At 49.2% G+C, this 20,639-nt stretch carries 11 protein-coding genes, 1 pseudogene and 1 other annotated feature; of the genes and pseudogenes, 10 read left to right on the top strand and 2 right to left on the bottom strand.

The features are described from left to right. The first annotated feature begins 111 nt into the window (after positions 1-111). From SOI44_RS08845 to thrS, 6 genes are all read left to right on the top strand, one after another. Positions 112-1,698, top strand: a complete 1,587-nt coding sequence (locus SOI44_RS08845; RefSeq protein ID WP_331348849.1) for a glycoside hydrolase family 36 protein — start codon at positions 112-114, stop codon at positions 1,696-1,698. 250 nt (positions 1,699-1,948) lie between these two features. After that, on the top strand, positions 1,949-3,952 hold the full coding sequence (locus SOI44_RS08840; RefSeq protein ID WP_331348848.1) for an ATP-dependent DNA helicase RecG: 2,004 nt from the start codon (positions 1,949-1,951) through the stop codon (positions 3,950-3,952). A gap of 14 nt (positions 3,953-3,966) precedes the next feature. After that, entirely contained in the window at positions 3,967-4,641 is a 675-nt protein-coding gene (gene rnc, locus SOI44_RS08835; protein WP_108775798.1) for a ribonuclease III, read from the top strand. Between the two features lie 16 nt (positions 4,642-4,657). Beyond that, a complete protein-coding gene (locus tag SOI44_RS08830) occupies positions 4,658-5,935 on the top strand; it encodes a galactokinase (RefSeq protein ID WP_331348847.1) in 1,278 nt (425 codons plus the stop codon). Positions 5,936-6,029: 94 nt separating this feature from the next. Further along, on the top strand, positions 6,030-10,370 hold the full coding sequence (locus tag SOI44_RS08825) for a PolC-type DNA polymerase III (protein ID WP_331348846.1): 4,341 nt from the start codon (positions 6,030-6,032) through the stop codon (positions 10,368-10,370). 36 nt (positions 10,371-10,406) lie between these two features. Further along, positions 10,407-10,611 (top strand) — a binding site (T-box leader). A gap of 33 nt (positions 10,612-10,644) precedes the next feature. Then, a complete protein-coding gene (gene thrS / locus SOI44_RS08820; protein WP_331348845.1) occupies positions 10,645-12,399 on the top strand; it encodes a threonine--tRNA ligase in 1,755 nt (584 codons plus the stop codon). A gap of 113 nt (positions 12,400-12,512) precedes the next feature. On the opposite strand, the gene SOI44_RS08815 is transcribed toward thrS, so the two are convergent. Beyond that, the gene (locus SOI44_RS08815) at positions 12,513-14,204 is read right to left on the bottom strand and encodes a proline--tRNA ligase (protein WP_331348844.1); all 1,692 of its coding nucleotides are present in this window, start codon (positions 14,202-14,204) and stop codon (positions 12,513-12,515) included. A gap of 182 nt (positions 14,205-14,386) precedes the next feature. Here SOI44_RS08815 and SOI44_RS08810 point away from each other — a divergent pair, with 182 nt between their 5' ends. The 4 genes and pseudogenes from SOI44_RS08810 (at position 14,387) to SOI44_RS08790 (ending at position 19,974) form a co-directional block, all read left to right on the top strand. Next, positions 14,387-14,875, top strand: a complete 489-nt coding sequence (locus tag SOI44_RS08810; protein WP_331348843.1) for a MarR family winged helix-turn-helix transcriptional regulator — start codon at positions 14,387-14,389, stop codon at positions 14,873-14,875. Further along, positions 14,872-16,601 (top strand): annotated as a pseudogene (locus tag SOI44_RS08805) (ABC transporter ATP-binding protein). Before SOI44_RS08810 ends, SOI44_RS08805 begins: the two are co-directional and overlap by 4 nt. Then, positions 16,594-18,402: an ABC transporter ATP-binding protein gene (locus tag SOI44_RS08795; protein ID WP_331348840.1), complete on the top strand. Its 1,809-nt coding sequence runs from the start codon at positions 16,594-16,596 to the stop codon at positions 18,400-18,402. The pseudogene SOI44_RS08805 and the gene SOI44_RS08795 overlap by 8 nt, the downstream one beginning before the upstream one ends. Before the next feature lie 63 nt (positions 18,403-18,465). Further along, the gene (locus SOI44_RS08790) at positions 18,466-19,974 is read left to right on the top strand and encodes an IMP dehydrogenase (RefSeq protein WP_331348839.1); all 1,509 of its coding nucleotides are present in this window, start codon (positions 18,466-18,468) and stop codon (positions 19,972-19,974) included. A 90-nt stretch (positions 19,975-20,064) separates the two neighbouring features. Here SOI44_RS08790 and SOI44_RS08785 read toward each other — a convergent pair. After that, positions 20,065-20,639, bottom strand: a 575-nt coding sequence (locus SOI44_RS08785; protein ID WP_331348838.1) for an IS1595 family transposase, incomplete at its 5' end; no start/stop codon positions are given.

Below are 20,639 nucleotides of genomic sequence, written 5' to 3'. Positions count from 1 at the left end.
CAGATGATGCTGTATCACTAATAGATGCTTGATCTCAATGGGACATTTTCATTAAACGATCGTGGGACATTTTCATTTGCTTATGACAGCTGCGAAGAAAGAAGAGACAAAATGAAAATCAGCTGGTATTTGAAAACAGATCAGAATACGTATCAGGGTGAAGTTGAAGCGCAGGAAAAGACCGAGATTGCCGTCAATTTAAGCCATGAGACCATTGCGTCATGCGTCTGCCGTGTGAACTTTCCGCTGCAGACAAGTGAGAAGATTTTTGTCAATGGCTTTCAGTCATGGACATACTGTCCTGAGCATGATCCCCATGACTTAGACCGCAGTATGCAGGGTGTACCTTCCTTTGTTATCCGCAAGTATGGACTGGACAAGTCCGGTGATGAAGCATTTACACACTATGGCCATAAGCGCGGCATCTTTACGGGTTACAGCTGGGCATATTTCCGGCTGAACAATATCTACCATCTGTTTGGCTCACTGGATGAGGATCCTGGCTATACAAGATTCATCTATGATGCCAACAAGCAGGTTTTGACCATGGAGCGGGATGTCAGCGATGTCACGATGGATGGCCGCTATCATGTGCTGGATCTTTTCCAGGCATCCGGCAGTGAGAAGGAAGTGTTTGACGGCTGGTTCAAGGAGCTTGGCATTACCAGCCGGGCAGCAGCAAAGCTGTATGGCTACTCCTCCTGGTACAACCGCTATCAGGATATCAATGCGGATGCAATCCAGGATGATCTTGCCGGCTGCAGTACGATCTTGAAACAGGGCGATCTGTTCCAGATTGATGATGGCTGGGAGCCGTATGTTGGGGACTGGCTGGAAGCAGATCAGAACAAATTTCCAGGCGGCATGAAGGACCAGGCTGACCGGATTCATAAAGATGGCTATCTTGCCGGTCTGTGGCTGGCGCCATATGTGGCTGAGACCAAATCCAGCCTGTATCAGAACCATCCTGACTGGTTCCTGCAGGAAGACGGCCATCCGCTGTCTGCCGGCAGCAACTGGTCGGGCTACTATGCCCTGGATTTTGACAACCAGGAAGTCAGAGCCTATCTGAAACAGGTCTTTGACAGGATCTTCAATGAATGGGGTTTTGATCTTGTTAAGCTGGATTTCCTGTTTGCGGTCGCAATGAAGCCGACAGCCAATGAAACAAGAGCTGCCCGCATGCACAGGGCCATGATCTATCTGCGCTCTTTATGTAAAGATCATCTGATCCTTGGCTGCGGCGTACCGCTGTTTCCTGCCTTTGGACTTGTTGACTACTGCCGGATCGGCCCGGATATGTCTTTGTCATGGGATGATGTGTGGTACATGAAGCCGCTGCACAAGGAAAGAATTTCCTCAGCGCATACCATTATCAATACGGTGGTACGCCATGGCATTGACGGCAGAGCATGGCGCAATGATCCGGATGTCTTCCTGTTAAGAAAAGACAACATCAAAATGAATGAAAAACAGAAGATGGACCTGGCAAGGATCAATGCCATCTATGGCGGCGTCTTCCTCACCAGTGACAATCCATCTTCTTACACACCGGAAATGCAGCAGCAGTATCAGCAGCTGCGCCAGCTCAGTGAGGCAAAGATCATCTCCCTTGCCACAGGCAAAGATGAAATCACAGCCAATCTGCTCGTGGATGGCAGCCCAACCGTCATGAAAGTCTCATTAAAGGGAAGATAAATTATTTATTTATATTCAACAAAACGGGAAGCGGCTTTTGTAATTGAGCCAGTTCATACAAATGGCGCACACATGTGCAGCATATGTATAGACTCCATAAGGCAAATAAGGCAGTGCAGCAATGTACTGCCTTTTCGTTTGATATATCGTGAGATGCGTGAATTTGCGAAAAAAATCATTGCTTCTAAGAAAAAGTACAAAGGCTGTGTACGTGTATCGTATCTGCATTCAATGGTATAATTTCTTTGTTATGGACCTGCATGATCACAGCCTCCGGCTGAGTAAAAAACAGATTGAATTATGTGAGGCACTGGGACTGGATGATACCGATGCAGTGCTATCCTATTATCCGATCCGCTATGATTCTTTTCAGGAAACACCCTTTACTTCCTGGGCCATCAAAGAACATGTGACTTTTGAGGCACGGGTTGCCTCTTTGCCGCGTTCCTGGCGTCATGGCCGTCTTGTCACGACAAACTTTCAGGTGATGATGGGGGAACAGTTGTTAAAGATTACGATCTTCAACCGGCCCTGGGCATCCAGCCTTGCTTTGGAACAGGTATTGACCATTCAGGGCATCTATATGGGAAGCGGCAAGGTAACTGCGATGAGCTATGATACAAAGCCATTGTCTGCCCATCCTGCTCTTGTGCCGGTTTATGCGCTGCATGCAGGCATCCAGCAGAGAAGTGTACGCACGCTTGTGCGCCATGTGTTTGATGCTGTGGAGAATGAGATCCAGGATGATGTGCCCCAGCAGTTTATGACGCGCCATCGTCTGCTGCGGCGCTATGATGCTCTGCAGCGCATTCATTTTCCAGAAAGCATGCATGATGTACAAAGTGCGGTGCGCACTTTGAAGTACGAAGAATTCCTGAAGTATCTGACAGCTGTGGCTATGCTGCATAATAAAAATGCAAACGGTGTATTCAAGCAGCCTCGGTTCTATGATGAAAAGAAACTGAAGCAGGTGATTTCACGTCTGCCATATGCTTTGACACCGGATCAGGATAAAGTACTCCATGAGATCCTGGAAGATCTCTCCAGTGATCACCTGATGTACCGGCTGGTGCAGGGAGATGTAGGCTGCGGCAAGACCGCAGTGGCAGCCTTGGGTATGTATGCATGTGTGACAAGTGGCTATCAGGCAGCATTGCTTGCCCCGACGGAAATCCTTGCCCGCCAGCATCTTTCTTCCATTGGGGAACTGCTAAAAGGAACAGGCACCCGCATTGCTGTCATCTACAGCGGCATGGAGCCAAAGGAAAAGCAGCAGGTGCTGGAAGATACAGCGGATGGAAAGATCGATATCCTGATCGGCACCCATGCCATTCTGCAGGAAAATGTATCGTTCCATCGTCTTGGCATGGTCGTGGCGGATGAACAGCAGCGCTTTGGGGTGCGGCAGCGGCGTGCTTTGTTTGAAAAGGGAGACAAGTGTGATTTCCTGTTGATGAGTGCCACACCGATCCCGCGCACACTTGCCGCAACGCTGTTTGGTGATATGTCGATCTCTACGATTGAAACGATGCCGGCCGGCCGTAAGATTCCAAAGACGGTATACATCCAGGAAAACAGTTTCCGTTCTGTGCTGCCGCAGATTATGTCACTTTTAAAGAGCGGCCATCAGCTGTATGTCATCTGTGCAGCCGTGGAAAAGACAGATGGCTATGATGCCCGCAATGTGATGGATGTGGCAAAGAATCTCACAAAGTTATTCAAAGACTATCAGATTGGTATCCTGCATGGCCGTATGTCTTCGCAGGAAAAGCAGGATGTGATGCATGATTTTGCCAGCAACAAGATCCAGGTGCTTGTTTCTACGACGGTGGTGGAGGTTGGCATGAATGTGGTCAATGCGACCGGCATGATTGTGTATGATGCCGACCGCTTCGGCCTGTCGCAATTGCATCAGCTGCGCGGCCGTGTGCAGCGGGGCTCAGCGCAGGGCTATTTCTATCTGCTGTCAGGATCAAAGGATCCGGAAGTGGCGAAACGGCTCAATGTCCTTGTTCATTCCAACAACGGCTTTGAGATCTCCTGGGAAGATTTACGGCTGCGCGGACCGGGTGATATACTTGGAACAAGACAAAGCGGCGTACCGGATTTCATTCTTGGCAATCCGGTTACCGATCAGGCGGTGATTGAAACAGCACGCAAAGATGCAGCCTATGTCATGGAACACCAGGATGATCCTGACTTTGCAAGGCTGCTGGCATATGCAGAAAATCAGAATTCATCTGTTGCGGATTAGGAGGGGTTACACACATGGATATTATTGACTGGCTGAAAAACAGAGGCATTACCGTGAAGAATACAGAGATGATTCATCAGGCGTTTATGCATTCTTCCTATGCCCATGAACATCGCAGTCATCATGATAATGAGCGTCTGGAATTCATGGGTGATGCGGTACTGCAGCTTTGGAGTTCCAATGCTATCTGGCCATTGAATATTTCCGAAGGGCAGATGACACGGCTGCGTGCCCAGCTTGTATGTGAGAAGGCGCTGGCAATCTATGCAAGACAATTGCATCTGAATGATTTCCTGCTGCTGGGCAGTGGTGAAGAGAAGAGCGGCGGCCGTGACAAGGATGCGATTATTGCCGATATGATGGAAGCATTTCTTGGTGCTTTGTTTCTGGATCAGGGCATGCCTGCTGTAGACAATATTCTCAATGAAGTGATTACGCCGCGCCTTGCCCATCCGGAAGATGTCGGCGTGATTCATGACTATAAGACAAAGCTGCAGGAATATGTGCAGGCTGACAGCAGCCGGCAGGTGCACTATGTGCTGGTGCATGAAAGCGGCACACCGAATAATCCTGTGTTTGAAATGAACTGTATGGTCGATGATCTAGTCATGGGGACAGGAAAAGGATCAAGCAAAAAGCAGGCGGAGCAGAATGCTGCCCGCAATGCATTTGAAAAACTGAGCAGATAAATAATTGGAGGAAAAGATGAAAGCAATCAGTGAGCTCAAACAAGATGTAATCAATGGCGTATTTGATGAAAGCTTTGCAAAGCTGTATGGTACCGAAGGAATCATGTATGCAAGAAACCGGTACAGCCATCTGTGCGATGAAGGCAAAGCCCGCTTCGGTGACAAAGAAGCTGTATTTTTCTCGGCACCGGGCAGAACCGAAGTCGGCGGCAACCATACCGACCACCAGCTTGGCCGTGTACTGGCAGCCAGCCTGAACCTCGATATTGCGGCTGTTGTTGTACCGAGTCATGACAATGTTGTCACGTATACTGCTGATGAATTCAAGGCCAAGCCGGTTGATATCTCGGATCTTGCCATTCATCCGGAAGAAAAGAACACAACCGAGTCTTTGATCCGCGGCATTGCGGCTGCCTTTGTCAATCATGGATACAAGGTATCCGGCTTTGGCTGCTATGCCGAAAGTGATGTCCTGCCAGGATCCGGCATGTCATCCTCGGCTGCCTTTGAAGTGCTGATCGGCACCATTTTCTCCGACCTGTTCAATGACGGAGCCATCGGCTCCACAGATGTTGCCAAGTATGGTCAGTATGCGGAAAATACATATTTTATGAAAGCCAGCGGTCTGATGGACCAGATGGCATGTGCAACCGGCGGCTTTGTTGCCATTGACTTCTATGACAGAGAAAATCCGGTCATTGAACATCTCGATCTTGATCTGGATGCCCTTGGCTTTGATCTTGTCATCACCGACTGCAAGGCTTCCCATGCCGATCTTTCCGATGAATATTCTCTGATCCCGGCTGAAATGAAGGAAGCTGCAGCTGTCATGGGCCAGGAAGTACTCAGCCGTGTCACCATGGCTGATCTGCTTTCCCATGCCGTTGAAATCCGGGAAAAGTGCGGCGACCGTGCCTTCTTACGTGCGTATCATTTCCTGAATGAGACTGCACGTGCTAAGGAAGAAAAAGAAGCACTGCAGGCAAAGGATGTGCAGAGATTCCTGGATCTTGTCAATGAATCCGGCCGGTCCAGTTTCATGTATCTGCAGAATGTCAAGGTTAATGGCGATGCAAAGCACCAGGCTCTGGCCATCGGCCTTGCCTTGAGTGAGGAAGTACTTGGTAAGGAAGGTGCCTTCCGTGTCCATGGCGGCGGTTTTGCCGGTACGATTCAGGCCTTTGTGCCAAAGCATCTGACCAGTAAGTATCTTGAGACACTGGATGGTGTGTTTGGCAGGGGCAGTGCCCATGTGCTGCGCATCCGCAGCATCGGCGGCTGTCAGATTGGCTGAGATCACCAGCAGATATTTCGAAAAGCACTTTCCATTTGCGGGAAGTGTTTTTCTTGTCGGGTGTGCTATCATTATTGGCGCGAAGGAAATAAGAATGTCAGAAAAGCTGAATGAAATCAATCATGGATCCCTGGTACAGGATGATCCTGTTCTGGCGGATGCCGGTGTTACCAATGTTAAATTTTACCGGGCAGAAAACCGAGTGGAAGTGATACTGCATACAAGCGGAATTCTCAAAGAAGAATCCTATGACAGGCTGTGTGCACAGCTGCACCAGTTGACCGGATCCACTATCACACTTACCATCCATGCGGACCGGCACGAAGCTGACCGCAGCTGCCTGAGCAGCTATATTGACCTGTACTGCCGACGCTGCGGCGCTGCCATTTCTTTGTCCAACATGATGTATGACAGAGAAAACGGCAGGGTATCTTTTCTCTGTGCCAGTGAGAATGAAAAGAAAGTTGTGTCTTCCTATCTGACACCGCTTCATGATTTTCTGGAACAATGCGGTCTGCCGGCTCTGGATCTGTCCTGTGATTTTCATCATGCCGAAGCCGAAGAAATCAAAAAGGTGGATCTTGATGTCATTCCGGAAGCCCCAAAGCCTGCCCCGATGCCGAAGAAGAAGTACTACCATGTCAAGCCGGAAGACTATGACCATATCGAGCTGAAGGATGTCGAAGGACCGATGGAGGATATCCAGTTTGATGCGGATATCTTTTCTCTGGAAGAAATTGAAACCAAGACCAAGAAACTGATTCAGACGATGAAAGTCTATGATGGCACGGATGCGATTCTGGTCAAGCGGTTTGAGGGCCGCGGCCTGGACCGTGATACGATGCATGAAATCAGCAATGGCGACCGGGTGCGCATCTATGGCCGCATTGAGATGGATAACTTTGCCAGGGATCTGTGTGTGATGGCTTCTCAGATCACCAAGCTGGAAAAGCCGAAGATGCCCGTGGATGATGCTCCGAAGAAGAGAATCGAATGGCATATGCATACCAACATGTCTGAAATGGATGGTGTGTGTGATCCTAAATCCATTGTCAAATATGTGTTTGATATCGGCCAGGATGGCATTGTCATCACCGATCATGCGGACTGTCAGTCCTTCAAGAAGGCCTATGATCAGGTGCTGGACAACCGCAAAAAAGATCCTGACCGCAATTTCCGGATTGGTTTTGGCTGTGAGTTCAACATGGCCGCTGACCGGCTGACCATTGTGCGTAATGCGATTGATACACCGATTGATGATGTCGAGTATGTCTCGTTTGACTTAGAGACAACAGGTCTTTCCTGCTACTATGATTCGATCATTGAATTCGGTGCGGTCAAGCTGAAAAACAGCACAGTCGTTGACCGTCTGCAGATGTTTGTCAAACCGCCGTTTCCGATTCCTGCCTACATCACTGCTAAAACCAATATTTCCAATGCGATGGTTGCCAATGCCAAGCCATTTAAGGAATGCTGGAAAAAGATCGTCGACTGGATTGGTGATGATGTGATGGTGGCCCACAATGCAACCTTCGACTATTACTTCCTGAATGAAGAACTGCGCCGTATCGGTCAGCCGCCTTTGATGAATCCGGTCATTGATACTCTGGATATGGCAAGAGCGATTCTGCGAGAAAGAAGGGCCTATAAGCTTGGCAATATCTCACGTTATTACCACGTGGAATATGATGAAGAAGTGGCCCATCGTGCCGACTATGATGCGGAAGCGCTGGCCGGCGTCTTCATGTGTCTGATGACCGATGCCCGTGAAAAGCATGGCTGTAAGACCATCCGCGATCTGCAGGATAAACTGGCAGGTCCGGAAGACTTCAAGAAAGTACGCCGCAGCCACATCTGTGTGGTTGCTAAAAACCATGCCGGCATCAAGGATCTCTATAAGCTGATTACCGAATCCAATATCAAGACACTTGCGGTCATGGGCAAGGGTGGCAAGGAAGGCGGCGGAGATGTAGCAGCTGAACCGCGCATTCTGCGCTCATCACTTGAAAAGCGCCATAAGAATCTGTTATTTGGTACGGCCTGCTATAACAGCGATGTGTTTGAGCTGGCCTGTAATGGCGATGACAAGCGCCTGGAAGAAGCGATGTCCTTCTATGACTATGTCGAGGTACAGCCGCTGTCTAACTTCTCGGTATTTTTAGCGATGGGGAATGTACCCAGCAAGGACAGACTCAAGGATGTCATCCGCCGTATCATCAAGATGGCAAAGAAGCTTGGCAAGCCGGTCATTGCGGACTCTGATGCTCATTACTGCACAAAGGACCAGAAGATCTTCCGGGATGTGTATATTATGGCCCAGGGGGTAGGCGGTGTAGCTCATCCGCTGTATATCCGTGATGATTCTCTGCGTCACAGAACCCCGAATCCTGAGCAGCATATCCGTATGACCCAGGAGATGAAGGACGAGTTTGCCTGGCTTGAGGATCCTCAGCTGATTGATGAGATTGTTGTGCAGAATCCAAACAAGCTGTTTGATACGCTGGAAGATTTCCGTCCGGTACCGGATGGGACTTTCCCGCCAAGCATTGAGGGATCTGATGAAAAGCTTCGTCAGATCTGCCATGCCACGGCAAAGAAGATGTATGAGTACGAAGGCAAGATTCCCAAGATCGTGACAGATAGATTGGATGGTGAGCTGGATAACATCATCCGCAACGGTTTCGGCGTGCACTATTACATTGCCCATCTGCTTGTGAAAAAGAGCAATGAGGACGGCTATGTGGTTGGTTCAAGAGGATCAGTAGGATCTTCCTTTACGGCAACGATGGCCGGCATTACCGAAGTCAATGCCCTGGAGCCGCATTATCTCTGCCCGCACTGCCACTATTCCGAGTGGATCGATGATCCGGAAGTCAAATCCGGCTTTGATCTGCCGGACAAGAAATGTCCCAAGTGCGGTCACATGATGAAGGGCAATGGCCATAACATTCCATTCCAGACCTTCCTTGGCTTCAATGCCGATAAGGTCCCTGATATCGATCTGAACTTCTCCAATGAATACCAGTGGCGTGCCCATGCCTTCATCAGAGAAATCTTTGGTGAAGACCATGCGTTTCGAGCTGGTACAATCGGCACCGTGGCCGAAAAGACGGCCTTTGGTTATGTGTCAGGCTATTGTGAGAAGATGAATATCACGATGCGCCGGCCGATGAAGGAATATCTGGCGGCACATTGTCAGAATGTCAAGCGGACTACCGGCCAGCATCCTGGCGGCATCATCATCATTCCTGAAGACCATGAGGCCGAGGATTTCACCCCGGTCCAGTTCCCGGCCAATGATCCGAATTCTTCTTGGATGACAACCCACTACGACTTCCATGATATTCATGATAACGTCCTGAAATTTGATATTCTTGGCCACGTCGATCCAACCGCAATGAGGTTATTGCAGACGATTGCAGACAGAAAGCCATTGACTCTGCCGATGAATGATCCGGAGACTTTGTCACTGTTCTCTTCGGACAAGGCACTCAAGGCTGATCCGCGCATCTATACGCGTGAGACAGGCGCACTTGGATTACCGGAATTTGGTACCCGGACAACCAGAAAAGTCCTGGAAGAAACACGGCCCAAGAAGTTCTCTGACCTTGTCATTATCTCAGGTCTGTCTCATGGTACGGATGTCTGGGCGGGCAATGCGCAGGATCTGGTCCGGGCAGGCCATCCGCTGTCAGAGGTCATCGGATGCCGTGATGATATCATGACGTATCTGTTGGAGAAAAATCTCAAGCCGATTGATGCCTTCAAGACGATGGAGGATGTTCGTAAGGGAAGAGGCCTGCGCCCGGATCAGGAAGAGAACATGAAGGCACACAATGTGCCGCAGTGGTACATTGATTCCTGTAAGAAGATCAAGTACATGTTCCCGAAGGCACATGCGGTTGCCTATGTGATGATGGCACTTCGTATTGCCTGGTATAAGGTCCATGAGCCATGGTCTTTCTATATTCAGTATCTTTCACTGCGCTGCGATGCCTATGAGATCGAGACGATGACCAAAGGCTTTGAGGCCATTCAGGCCAGAATGAAGGACATCATGGACCGCTCCAATGACAAGTTTGCCAATCCACCGGTGTCCAACAAAGAGAAAGCACTGTATTCCACGCTGGAAGTATGCGAGGAGATGTATGCCCGCGGATACCGGATTGCCAATGTCGATATCAACAAGTCACAGGCAACCCACTTCAGTGTACAGCCGGAAGACAAGCACACAATCATTCCGCCATTTACGGTGGTTGACGGCCTTGGTGCCAACGTTGCCAAGAGCATCGTTGAGGCAAGAGAGGAGAATCCTTTCCTGTCCAAGGAGGATATTCTCAAGCGCACCCAGCTTTCCGCAGCTATGTTAAAGAAGCTGGAACAGTTAGGTGCCATTGGAGATCTTTCTGAGTCCAATCAGATGTCGTTGTTCTAAGCTTGACAAACAAAACGGAGCGGCCGATAATATTCGCGAAATGTGATGACCAGGACATGGTCGCATCAATCTTCTGGCAAAGAGAGCTGCCGCAGGGTGCAAGGCAGTGCAGAGCTGATGTGATTACTACCTGCAAACAGCCCCTGAAAGGGATGGCCGTCGGCGGCGTTAACGCAAGTCAAGAGTCCGTGTAAATACACGGGAAGTTAGGTGGTACCGCGCAGATCACAGCGTCCTTTCATTGGGATGCTGTTTTTTTATGCAGGAGGAGAATATGATCAATTTCAAGGAAAATGAAGAATTGAAGACACTGAACCATTCCTGTGCCCATGTGATGGCACAGGCAGTGAAGCATCTGTATCCGCAGGCCAAGTTCTGGGTAGGACCGGTTGTGGAAGAGGGCTTCTACTATGATATGGATCTGGGCAATGATGTCATCCGTGATGAGGATCTGCCTAAGATAGAAAAGGAAATGAAGAAGTGCTGCAAGGCTGACAAGCTCATTGTGCGCCATGAAATCACAAGAGAAGAGGCTCTGGAACAGTTCAAGGATGATCCGTACAAGATCGATCTGATCATGAGAATGCCGGAGGGCACAAATATTTCCATGTACACCCAGGGTGATTACACGGATCTGTGCCGTGGTCCGCATGTCAAGAGCACCAAGCAGTGCCGCTATTTCAAGCTGATCAAGCACAGCGGTGCTTATTGGAAGGGTGACAAGAACAACAAGGTTCTGCAGCGTATCTATGGTGTCTGCTTCCCGACCCAGGAAGAGCTGGATGAGTATCTGGCCCAGCTGGAAGATGCCAAGCAGCGCGATCACAGAAAGCTTGGCAAGGAACTGCAGATGTTCATGTTCTCCGAGACGGTTGGTGCCGGTATGCCGATGTGGCTGCCAAATGGCTTCACAGTCAGAAGAACGCTGTCTGACTATATCATGGACAAGGAGCTTGCCCAGGGATATATCCATGTCAAGACACCGTCTGTGGCCAGCACAAAGCTGTATAAGATTTCCGGCCATCTGGCTCACTACAAGGACGATATGTTCCCGATCATGTCCAGAGATGGTGATGAGTATGTGCTGCGCCCGATGAACTGCCCGGAGCACATGATCATCTATAAGAGCACGCTGCATTCCTATCGTGATCTGCCGGTAAGAATTGCCGAGATTGCGGATGACTTCCGCTATGAGGCATCCGGTGCTCTGACCGGTATTGAAAGAGCAAGATCCTTCACCCAGAATGACTCTCACATCTTCTGCCGTCCGGACCAGATCGCCGATGAAATCAAGAACATCACCCATCTGATTCTGGATGTCTATAAGGACTTCGGCTTTGATGAATATTCCTTCCGCCTGTCCCTGCGTGATGTCAACAACAAGGATAAGTACTTCGGCAATGATGAGCTCTGGGAGAAGAGCGAGGCACAGTTAAGAGAAGTGCTGAAGGAAATGGGCGTCAAGTACTATGAGGCTGTTGGTGAGGCTGCCTTCTATGGACCGAAGATTGATGTACAGGTTCACAGTGCCATCGGCCATGAAGTAACACTGTCTACCATTCAGCTGGACTACCAGCTGCCGGAGCGCTTTGAGCTCGAGTATGTTGACAAGGATGGTTCCAGAAAGAGACCGGTTGTCATCCACCGTGCCATTCTTGGCTCCCTGGATCGTTTCATTGCCTTCCTGCTGGAAGAGACAAAGGGCAACCTGCCGCTGTGGCTGGCACCAAGACAGGTCGTTGTGATCCCGGTATCTCCGGAAGCTCATGGCGACTACGCTGCTGAGATTGTCAAGACACTGCGCAGCCATGGCATCCATGCTGAGCTGGATGACCGCAATGAAAAGCTTGGCTACAGAATCCGTGAAGCACAGACAAGCCGTATTCCGGTAGAAGTCGTTGTCGGTGATGGCGAGATCAAAGATCATGGTGTCACCGTCAGACGGTATGGCTCCAAGGAAGAAGTCAAGAAGTCTCTGGATCAGTTCATTGCTGATCTGGATGAAGAGATCAAGACAAAGAAGCACTGATCATACAAAACATGCATTCAGACGAGTGCATGTTTTTCTTATGCCATAATAAAAACTTCAGGCGATCAATGACATCTGATTTCCTGAAGTTTTTCTGTTTGTATGATTGCTGTTTACTTCTTAAGCTCTTCAATCAGCTTTTCAGCTGCCTGATCAACCGGTACATCCATCTTTTCTCCGGTTCTTGGCTTGAGCTCAACCATGCCATCCTTGATGCCGCGGCCCACGGTGATGCGGTAAGGAATGCCAATCAGATCCATGTCCTTGAACTTGACACCAGGTCTTGTATCTCGATCATCCAGCAGCACTTCCACACCGGCTTTCTCCAGCTGTTCATACAGCTTTTCAGCAGCTTCGTTCTGGGCTTCATCCTTGGTAGAAATGATGATGATCGCAGCCTGGTACGGAGCGAGGTCCTTCGGCCAGTTAATGCCGTTTTCATCGGCATTCTGTTCAGCAAGGGCAGCCATGGCACGGGCCGGGCCGATACCATAGGATCCCATCCAGACATACTGCAGCTTGTTATTGGCATCGAGGTACTGCAGATCCAGAGCCTTGGAATACTTGGTGCCAAGCTTGAAGGTATTGCCGACTTCAATGCCATGGGCAAAGTGAATACGGCCGCCGCAGTTCGGGCAGATATCGCCTTCCATGATGTTGCGCAGATCCGCAAAAGCTTCCACCTTGAAGTCCTTGAGATTCACATTGCAGTAATGATAGCCTGTCTTGTTGGCACCGACAATGAAGTTCTGCATGTACTTGACTTCTTCATCGGCATAGACAGGGCAGTCAATGCCGATCGGACCGGCAAAGCCAACCTCAGCATGTGTGACTTCTTCCACAACAGAAGGGGAGGCCAGTTCAACCTCTGTGGCCTTCAGGAACTTTCTCAGCTTGGTCTCATTGACATCACGATCACCGCGTACCATCACCGCCACCGGGGCACCATCTACGGAATAGATCAGTGTCTTGACAAACTTCTTGGCAGGCAGATGGAAGTGATCGGCCACTTCCTCAATCGTACGGGAATGCGGTGTTGCTTCCAGAACAAGCTCTTTTTCTTCTTCCTTTTCCGCAGGGATTTCCGGCTTGCATGGAGCAACTTCAATATTGGAGGCAAAGTCACAGGAATCACACAGTACCAGGGTATCTTCACCCATCGGTGCAAGGGCCTGGAATTCTTCGGAAAGCAGGCCGCCCATGACACCGGTATCAGCACGGACAATGACGTAGTTGAGATGCAGGCGGTTCATGATGTTCTTGTAAGCATTGAACTGCTTCTGATATGCTACATCAAGTCCAGCTTCATCCTTGTCGAATGTATAGGCATCCTTCATGATGAACTCACGTACACGGATCAGGCCATAGCGGGGTCTTGGTTCATCACGAAACTTTGTCTCAAACTGATACAGTGAGAAGGGCATATCCTTATAGGAACGGATCTGCATCTTGGCTGCAATGGCAAACAGCTCCTCATGGGTCGGACCTAATACATAGTTCTGTCCCTTGCGGTCTTTCAGAGAGAACATATCATGACCAAAGCCGGCACGTCTGCCGGAGGCAATATAGATATCTTCCGGAATCAGAGCCGGCATCAGCAGTTCCTGACAACCCGTCTTGTCCATTTCATCCCGGATGATGTTCATGATCTTCTGCATGATCCGCCATCCCATCGGCAGCATCATGTAAATACCAGCTGAACTCTTCTTAATGAAGCCGCCGCGGACAAGCAGATTGGAAGAAATCGAATCTTCATCCTTGGCATCTTCACGCAAAGTGAAAAAATAACTGTTTTTTAAGCGCATAATTCTTATCCTCTTATAACCTCGGCAATTATAGCATAGACACTGCCTTCTTTGGTTTTCTTTGGGTACACGCAGTCCAGGAAACAGAGGAGAAAATAATGTTAGGTACCTATTGAATATTTCAGACATAGTGCTAGAATCATGCATGTAATTCGATAGGCACCTAATGAAATGGAGGATATATGAGCGAAGAAAGAGAACAGCAGAAACATCACTGCAAGGATGAACAGACACATCATCTGATTCATGCATTCCATATGTGCGGCGATTTCCTGAGTTATCGCAGAGGACAGCGGCCGGCCCAGAACCGGGTGCTGTTTCTCTTGCATCGATATGGTCCCATTACCCAGAAACAGCTGCAGCAGGAAATGCAGATCCAGCAGGGATCATTGTCAGAGCTTTTGACAAAGCTGGAAAACAGCGGCCTGATCGTTCGTCAAAGAGATCCCAAAGACCGCCGGCAGGTGATCCTGCAGTTAAGTCCCACCGGGATTGAAGTAGAACATGCCAATCATGACCGCGTCATGATGGAAAATAATGCGCTGTTTACAGATTTGAGTGATGAGGAACAGAAAGAGCTGCAGCGGATGATGGATATTCTGCTGGCCAGCTGGAAAAAGAAATATCCGGATGCGTTTCCGGAGCGTCATTGGCAGATGACAAAAAGATGAAGAAATATTATCTGCGCTACTGGTGGCTTGGCCTGTTGGCGATGCTATGCAAAGGACTGGAAGTGTATGCCGATCTTGTGCAGCCAAAATTGATGGCCGCGATCGTGGATGAAGGCATTCTTGGCATTGGCAATGGCGGCAATGCGGATCTTTCTATTGTCAGATCGCTTGGGGGAAAGATGCTGGTGGTGATTGCTCTTGGCGGCTTTATGGGCTGGATCGGCGGTGTGTTTTCCAATAACTATGGCCAGAAAACCGGCAATGATATCCGTAAGGACTGCTTTACCAAAGTACTGCATTTCTCGTTTGCTGAAGTGGACCGGTTTACACCTGGCTCGTTGATCACCCGCATCTCATCGGATGTACAGCAGGTACAGCTGATGTTATCCAACCTGGTGCGTGGCGGCATGCGCTCTCTTGTCTTTTTAGCAGCAGGCACATGGTTCCTTTTGTCTTTGGATCTTAACTTCAAGGTGTTTCTGGCCATTGCCATTACGCTTGTATTGATTGAGGTTGCCTGGACAGTCTGGAAGACAACCCCGATGTTTACACTGCTTCAGGAAAAGCTGGACCGGGTCAATACGGTCATGCGGGAGAATATCTCCGGTGTGCGTGTCGTTAAGGCATTTGTGCAGGAAGACCGCGAGAATGACCGCTTCCAGAAGTCTAATGATGACCTGGCAAAGACCCAGTTTGAAGTACTGCTTAGAATTTCCTATCTGCAGCCGGTCATGAACCTGATCTTCAATCTGGCTGTAGCTGCCGTGATTAAAACCGGTGCCATTGACGTACAGGCTGGATCGATTGAGCCAGGTACGGTGATGGCAGCAGTGACATATGTGACATTGATCCTGAATGGTGTGCGCATGCTGGCAACGATCTTCCAGAACCTGTCCCGCGGCATTTCTTCCTCTGCACGTCTGCAGGAAATCCTGGATACAAAACCTTCGATTGTATCTGGAACCGTAAAGGAAGGAACAGAGACTGGTACGGTATCGTTTGAACATGTTTCGTTTCATTACCAGAACAGAAATCATGATATCCTGCATGATCTTAGCATCACGATTCCTTCCGGCCAGTCGGCTGCCATCATTGGCTCGACCGGTTCAGGCAAGTCATCTATGATCAACCTCGTTTCTATGATGCAACAGGCGGCAGTGTGAAGGTGGATAGCGTGGATGTGAAAGACTGGGATTTACATGCCTTGCGAAAGCGGATTTCCATTGTCATGCAGAAGAGTGAACTGTTTTCCGAGACACTTCGCCAGAACATTGCCAATGGCAATCCCGATGCCTCTGAAGAAGAGATTGTAGCCGCGGCGAAAACAGCGCAGGCAGATAATTACATCCGGGCGCAGAAAGATGGCTATGACACAATGGTGGCCGAGGGCGGCACATCTTTGTCCGGCGGTCAGAAGCAGCGTCTTGCCATTGCCAGAGCGCTTGTGAAAAAAGCAGAGATATTGATTCTGGATGATGCTACAAGTGCATTGGATCTGGAAACAGAGGCAGCTTTCTACAATGCATTGCGCAAACAGCAGAGTCAGATAACAACGATTGTCATTACCCAGCGGATTGCCACAGCAAGACGGTGTGACCGCATCATTGTGCTGGATCATGGCAGATTTGCCGGTATCGGTACGCATGAACAATTGCTAAAGAACTGTCCGGTATATGTGGATATCTGCAGTTCGCAGAATATGAAAGGGGATGAAACAGATGGCTGAAAAGTATCAGTCTTCCATTGCCCAGAAGGGGTTCAGCCGCCGTCCTGAGCGCGGTGCGCCAACGGAAAAGCCAAAGAATGCCGGCAAGACACTGAAACGTCTGGTCCATTATTTCTATGCGGAAATTCCTTCCGTTGTATTGATGACTGTGATCTCTGCCATCGGTGTCATTGGAGCAGTGCTGGCACCAACTTATCAAAGTCATGCGGTTGACCGCATTGTGGCAGGTGACTTTGCCGGTGTCGGCCCGTATCTGAAAATCATGATCATCCTGTATGTCATCTATGGATTATCACTGCTTGTACAGGGATATCTTTCCACCAGGCTGTCACAGAAGGTTGTACAAAGGATCCGTGCCGATTTGTTTGCCCATATGATTCATCTGCCGGCACCATACTTTGACAGGCATTCCCATGGTGATCTGATGAGCCGCATGACCAATGATGCCGATCAGATCTCCACGGTGATTTCAACTTCCATGTCATCGATTTTCTCAGGTGTTCTGATGCTGGCAGGTACACTGATCATGATGTTTATCTGCAGTGTGCCGCTGGCCGCCTTATCCTCCCTGACTGTTGTGATGACGGTGATCGTCACGGCCATTCTTTCCAAAAGCATGGCAAAGTATTATCTGCTGCGCCAGCAGTTATTGGGTGAGCTTTCTGGTAAGACGGAGGAATATATCTCCAATATCAAGACAAGTGCGGCATTTCAGCTGGAAGATGAACTGAATGACATATTCCAGAATACAGCAGATCAATTGACCACGGCCTGCATTAAGGCAGATAACATTTCCGGTTCGATGGGACCATTCATGAATGTGTTAAGCAATCTTGGCTTTCTGATTGTCGCAGTGGCAGGTGCCTGGCTTGCCATCAAAGGGCAGATCACGGTTGGCATCATTTCGGCCTTCATTGTTTACTCCAAGCAGTTCTCACGCCCGATCACAGAGCTTTCCGAGCTGTTTGGCCAGGTAGAAACCGCCCTTGCCGGTGCCGAGAGAATCTTTGAAATTCTGGATCAGCAGGTGGAGAACCCGGAAGGAGAACATGTCACTGCAATACAGGGCCATGTTGAATTCCGCCATGTCAATTTTTCTTATCTTCCTGGAAAACAAGTAATTCATGACTTCAATCTGGATGTGCCTGCCGGAAGTAAGATCGCTCTTGTTGGCGCAACAGGTTCAGGCAAAACGACGATGATCAACTTATTGCTGCGGTTTTATCCGATTGATGCCGGTGAAATTCTGCTGGATGGAAAGAATATCCAGGATCTGAATCTGTATGATTTAAGAAGGACGATCGGTATTGTACTGCAGGATACATCCTTGTTTACAGATACGATCCGCAATAACCTGACATATGGGGATGCCTTCGCCACGGATGAACAGGTACGGGCAGCAGCTGCCTTTGCCAATGCGGATGAAATGATCGCCTCATTGAAAGATGGCTATGATACCGTCATTGATGCTTCGGGCGGCTCGTTGTCACAGGGCCAGCGGCAGCTGCTTGCCATTGCCCGGGCAAGACTGTCTGATCCGCAGATTCTGATTCTGGATGAGGCAACATCCTCAGTTGATACAAGAACCGAGATGCGCATTCAGAATGCCATGATCAGTCTGATGGAGAATCGCACAAGCTTTGTGATTGCCCATCGTCTTTCTACCATCCGCAATGTAGATGAGATTGTCGTTATGAGCAATGGTTCTATCGTTGAAAAAGGCAGCCATGAACAGCTGCTGAAACGAAAGGGAGAGTACTGGAAGCTGTATCAGACCCAGTTCGCGGGGCTCAATACGTGAGCAGGGTTTACTTTGATTTTTTGCATTGTATAATAGGTACAATTTAAGGAGGAAAATTCATTCATGGCAACATACTATGACAGTGTGAGTCATACGTTCAGTGAGTATCTTCTGGTACCGGGACTGACAAGAAAAGAGAATGTTCCGGATAAGGTAAGTCTGCGCACACCTCTGGTCAAGTTCAAGAAAGGTGAACAGCCGGCTCTGTCTTTGAACATCCCGATGGTTTCAGCCGTCATGCAGTCCGTATCCGGTGACCGTCTCGGCGTCGCTCTGGCCAAGGAAGGCGGCATGTCCTTCATCTTCCAGTCACAGTCCATCGCATCTGAGGCAGCAATGGTCGCCAAGGTCAAAAATGCCAAGGCAGGCTTTGTCGTCAGTGATTCCAACATCACACCGGACACAACCTTGAGCGAAGTACTGGAGCTTGTCAAAAAGACCGGCCACAGCACCATGCCGGTGACCGAAGACGGTACCCCGAACGGTAAGCTGGTAGGTCTTGTCACAAGCCGTGACTACCGTGTCTCCCGCATGACAGGTAACGAGAAGGCTTCCAGCTTCATGACACCGCGTGAAAAGCTGGTGACAGCCAATGCCAGTGCAACTCTTTCTGAGTGCAATGACATTATCTGGGAGCACAAGCTCAACACACTGCCGATCGTGGATGATGCAGATCATCTGTGCTATCTGGTTTTCCGTAAGGACTATGCCTCCCACAAGGAAAATCCGCTGGAACTGCTCGATGATGAAAAGCGCTTCATGGTAGGTGCCGGCATCAATACACGTGACTACAAGGAGCGTGTACCGGCTCTGGTCAATGCCGGTGCAGACTGCCTGGTGCTGGATTCCTCAGATGGCTATTCCGAGTGGCAGGCAGATGCCCTGGGATGGATCAAGGAAAAGTATGGCGATACGGTCAAGGTAGGTGCCGGCAATGTCGTAGACAAGGACGGCTTCAACTACCTGGCAGAACATGGTGCTGACTTTGTCAAGGTCGGCATCGGCGGCGGTTCCATCTGCATTACCCGTGAGACAAAGGGTATTGGCAGAGGACAGGCCACAGCTGTCATTGAAGTTGCCAAGGCACGTGATGAATGGTTTGAAAGAACCGGTGAATATATTCCGATCTGCTCCGATGGCGGCATCGTCTATGACTACCACATCGTTCTGGCACTGGCCATGGGTGCTGACTTTGTGATGCTGGGCAGATACTTCTCCCGCTTTGAAGAAGCACCAGGCGAAAAGCTCACTGTCAATGGTGCCTATGTCAAGGAGTACTGGGGCGAAGGAAGTAACCGTGCAAAGAACTGGCAGCGCTATGATCTTGGCGGCAAGGGCAAGCTCTCCTTTGAAGAAGGTGTTGATTCCTATGTGCCATATGCCGGCTTCCTGCATGACAACGTCTATATGACAACCTACAAGATCCGCTCCACCATGTGCAACTGCGGTGCTTTGACCATCAAGGAACTGCAGGACAAGGCACGCCTGACACTGGTATCTTCTACCTCCATTGTCGAAGGCGGCGCACATGACGTCATCGTCAAGAACGAAGACAAGAGCTACAACAAGTAAGCATCGATTGAAAACACTGTCGTAACTGGCAGTGTTTTTTTAATATTTCTTAAAATTTTCGCTTAATTAACCCACTTGGGTAAAAGCTTCTTAATTTTCCGCATGAACAGTGAATAAATGCTCTTCCTTTAAACTCTTCCTGGTGATATGGCAGTGAAACCACTTGATTGTGCCTATCAGTTTCTCTGATTTTTCACTGCTGTCCATATCTTTCAGCCTTCTCATGAAGATAAACAAAGCCATGTATCTGTTCAGATATTTTGTTGCTACTCCACGGTAGTAGGCATAGATCCTCTTGATCATTGAATGAATGGAATTCACTGTGTTCAGATGCTCAACTCTGTTATAGCTTTCATGCCCAATCAGATGCTTTACCTTGCACTCTGCTGTATTTGCCAGATTGTTGTAGCAGGCAGCTCCATCAACGTAGACAATGGATCCTTTCTCAATGTGCTTTGACAGAAAGTCGTCTATAATACTTGTGGTTGGTTTTGATGAACCGACCGCACTGAATATTTCATGCTCATTTCTATCCGTTGTGGTGACGATACAGATCCGGTCATGGGATATTCCTCGTTTACCAGAATGCCCGCCTCTGTGGCGGGATTTTCTGTTCTCAGGGACACTTCCCTTGGTTGATTCCAGAACATATGTTTCGTCACCTT

It is taken from the genome of Lactimicrobium sp., assembly GCF_036453465.1.
Lineage (GTDB): Bacteria > Bacillota_I > Bacilli_A > Erysipelotrichales > Erysipelotrichaceae > Bulleidia.
Note: the sequence above shows the minus strand (reverse complement) of the source record. Positions and strands in the feature narration are given on the sequence as shown.

Bases quoted from the DNA above. Each gene is read 5' to 3' on its own strand.
- SOI44_RS08845 (WP_331348849.1), top strand. From the start codon at position 112: ATGAAAATCAGCTGGTATTTGAAAACAGATCAGAATACGTATCAGGGT.
- SOI44_RS08840 (WP_331348848.1), top strand. From the start codon at position 1,949: ATGGACCTGCATGATCACAGCCTCCGGCTGAGTAAAAAACAGATTGAA.
- rnc (WP_108775798.1), top strand. From the start codon at position 3,967: ATGGATATTATTGACTGGCTGAAAAACAGAGGCATTACCGTGAAGAAT.
- SOI44_RS08830 (WP_331348847.1), top strand. From the start codon at position 4,658: ATGAAAGCAATCAGTGAGCTCAAACAAGATGTAATCAATGGCGTATTT.
- SOI44_RS08825 (WP_331348846.1), top strand. From the start codon at position 6,030: ATGTCAGAAAAGCTGAATGAAATCAATCATGGATCCCTGGTACAGGAT.
- thrS (WP_331348845.1), top strand. From the start codon at position 10,645: ATGATCAATTTCAAGGAAAATGAAGAATTGAAGACACTGAACCATTCC.
- SOI44_RS08815 (WP_331348844.1), bottom strand. From the start codon at position 14,204: ATGCGCTTAAAAAACAGTTATTTTTTCACTTTGCGTGAAGATGCCAAG.
- SOI44_RS08810 (WP_331348843.1), top strand. From the start codon at position 14,387: ATGAGCGAAGAAAGAGAACAGCAGAAACATCACTGCAAGGATGAACAG.
- SOI44_RS08795 (WP_331348840.1), top strand. From the start codon at position 16,594: ATGGCTGAAAAGTATCAGTCTTCCATTGCCCAGAAGGGGTTCAGCCGC.
- SOI44_RS08790 (WP_331348839.1), top strand. From the start codon at position 18,466: ATGGCAACATACTATGACAGTGTGAGTCATACGTTCAGTGAGTATCTT.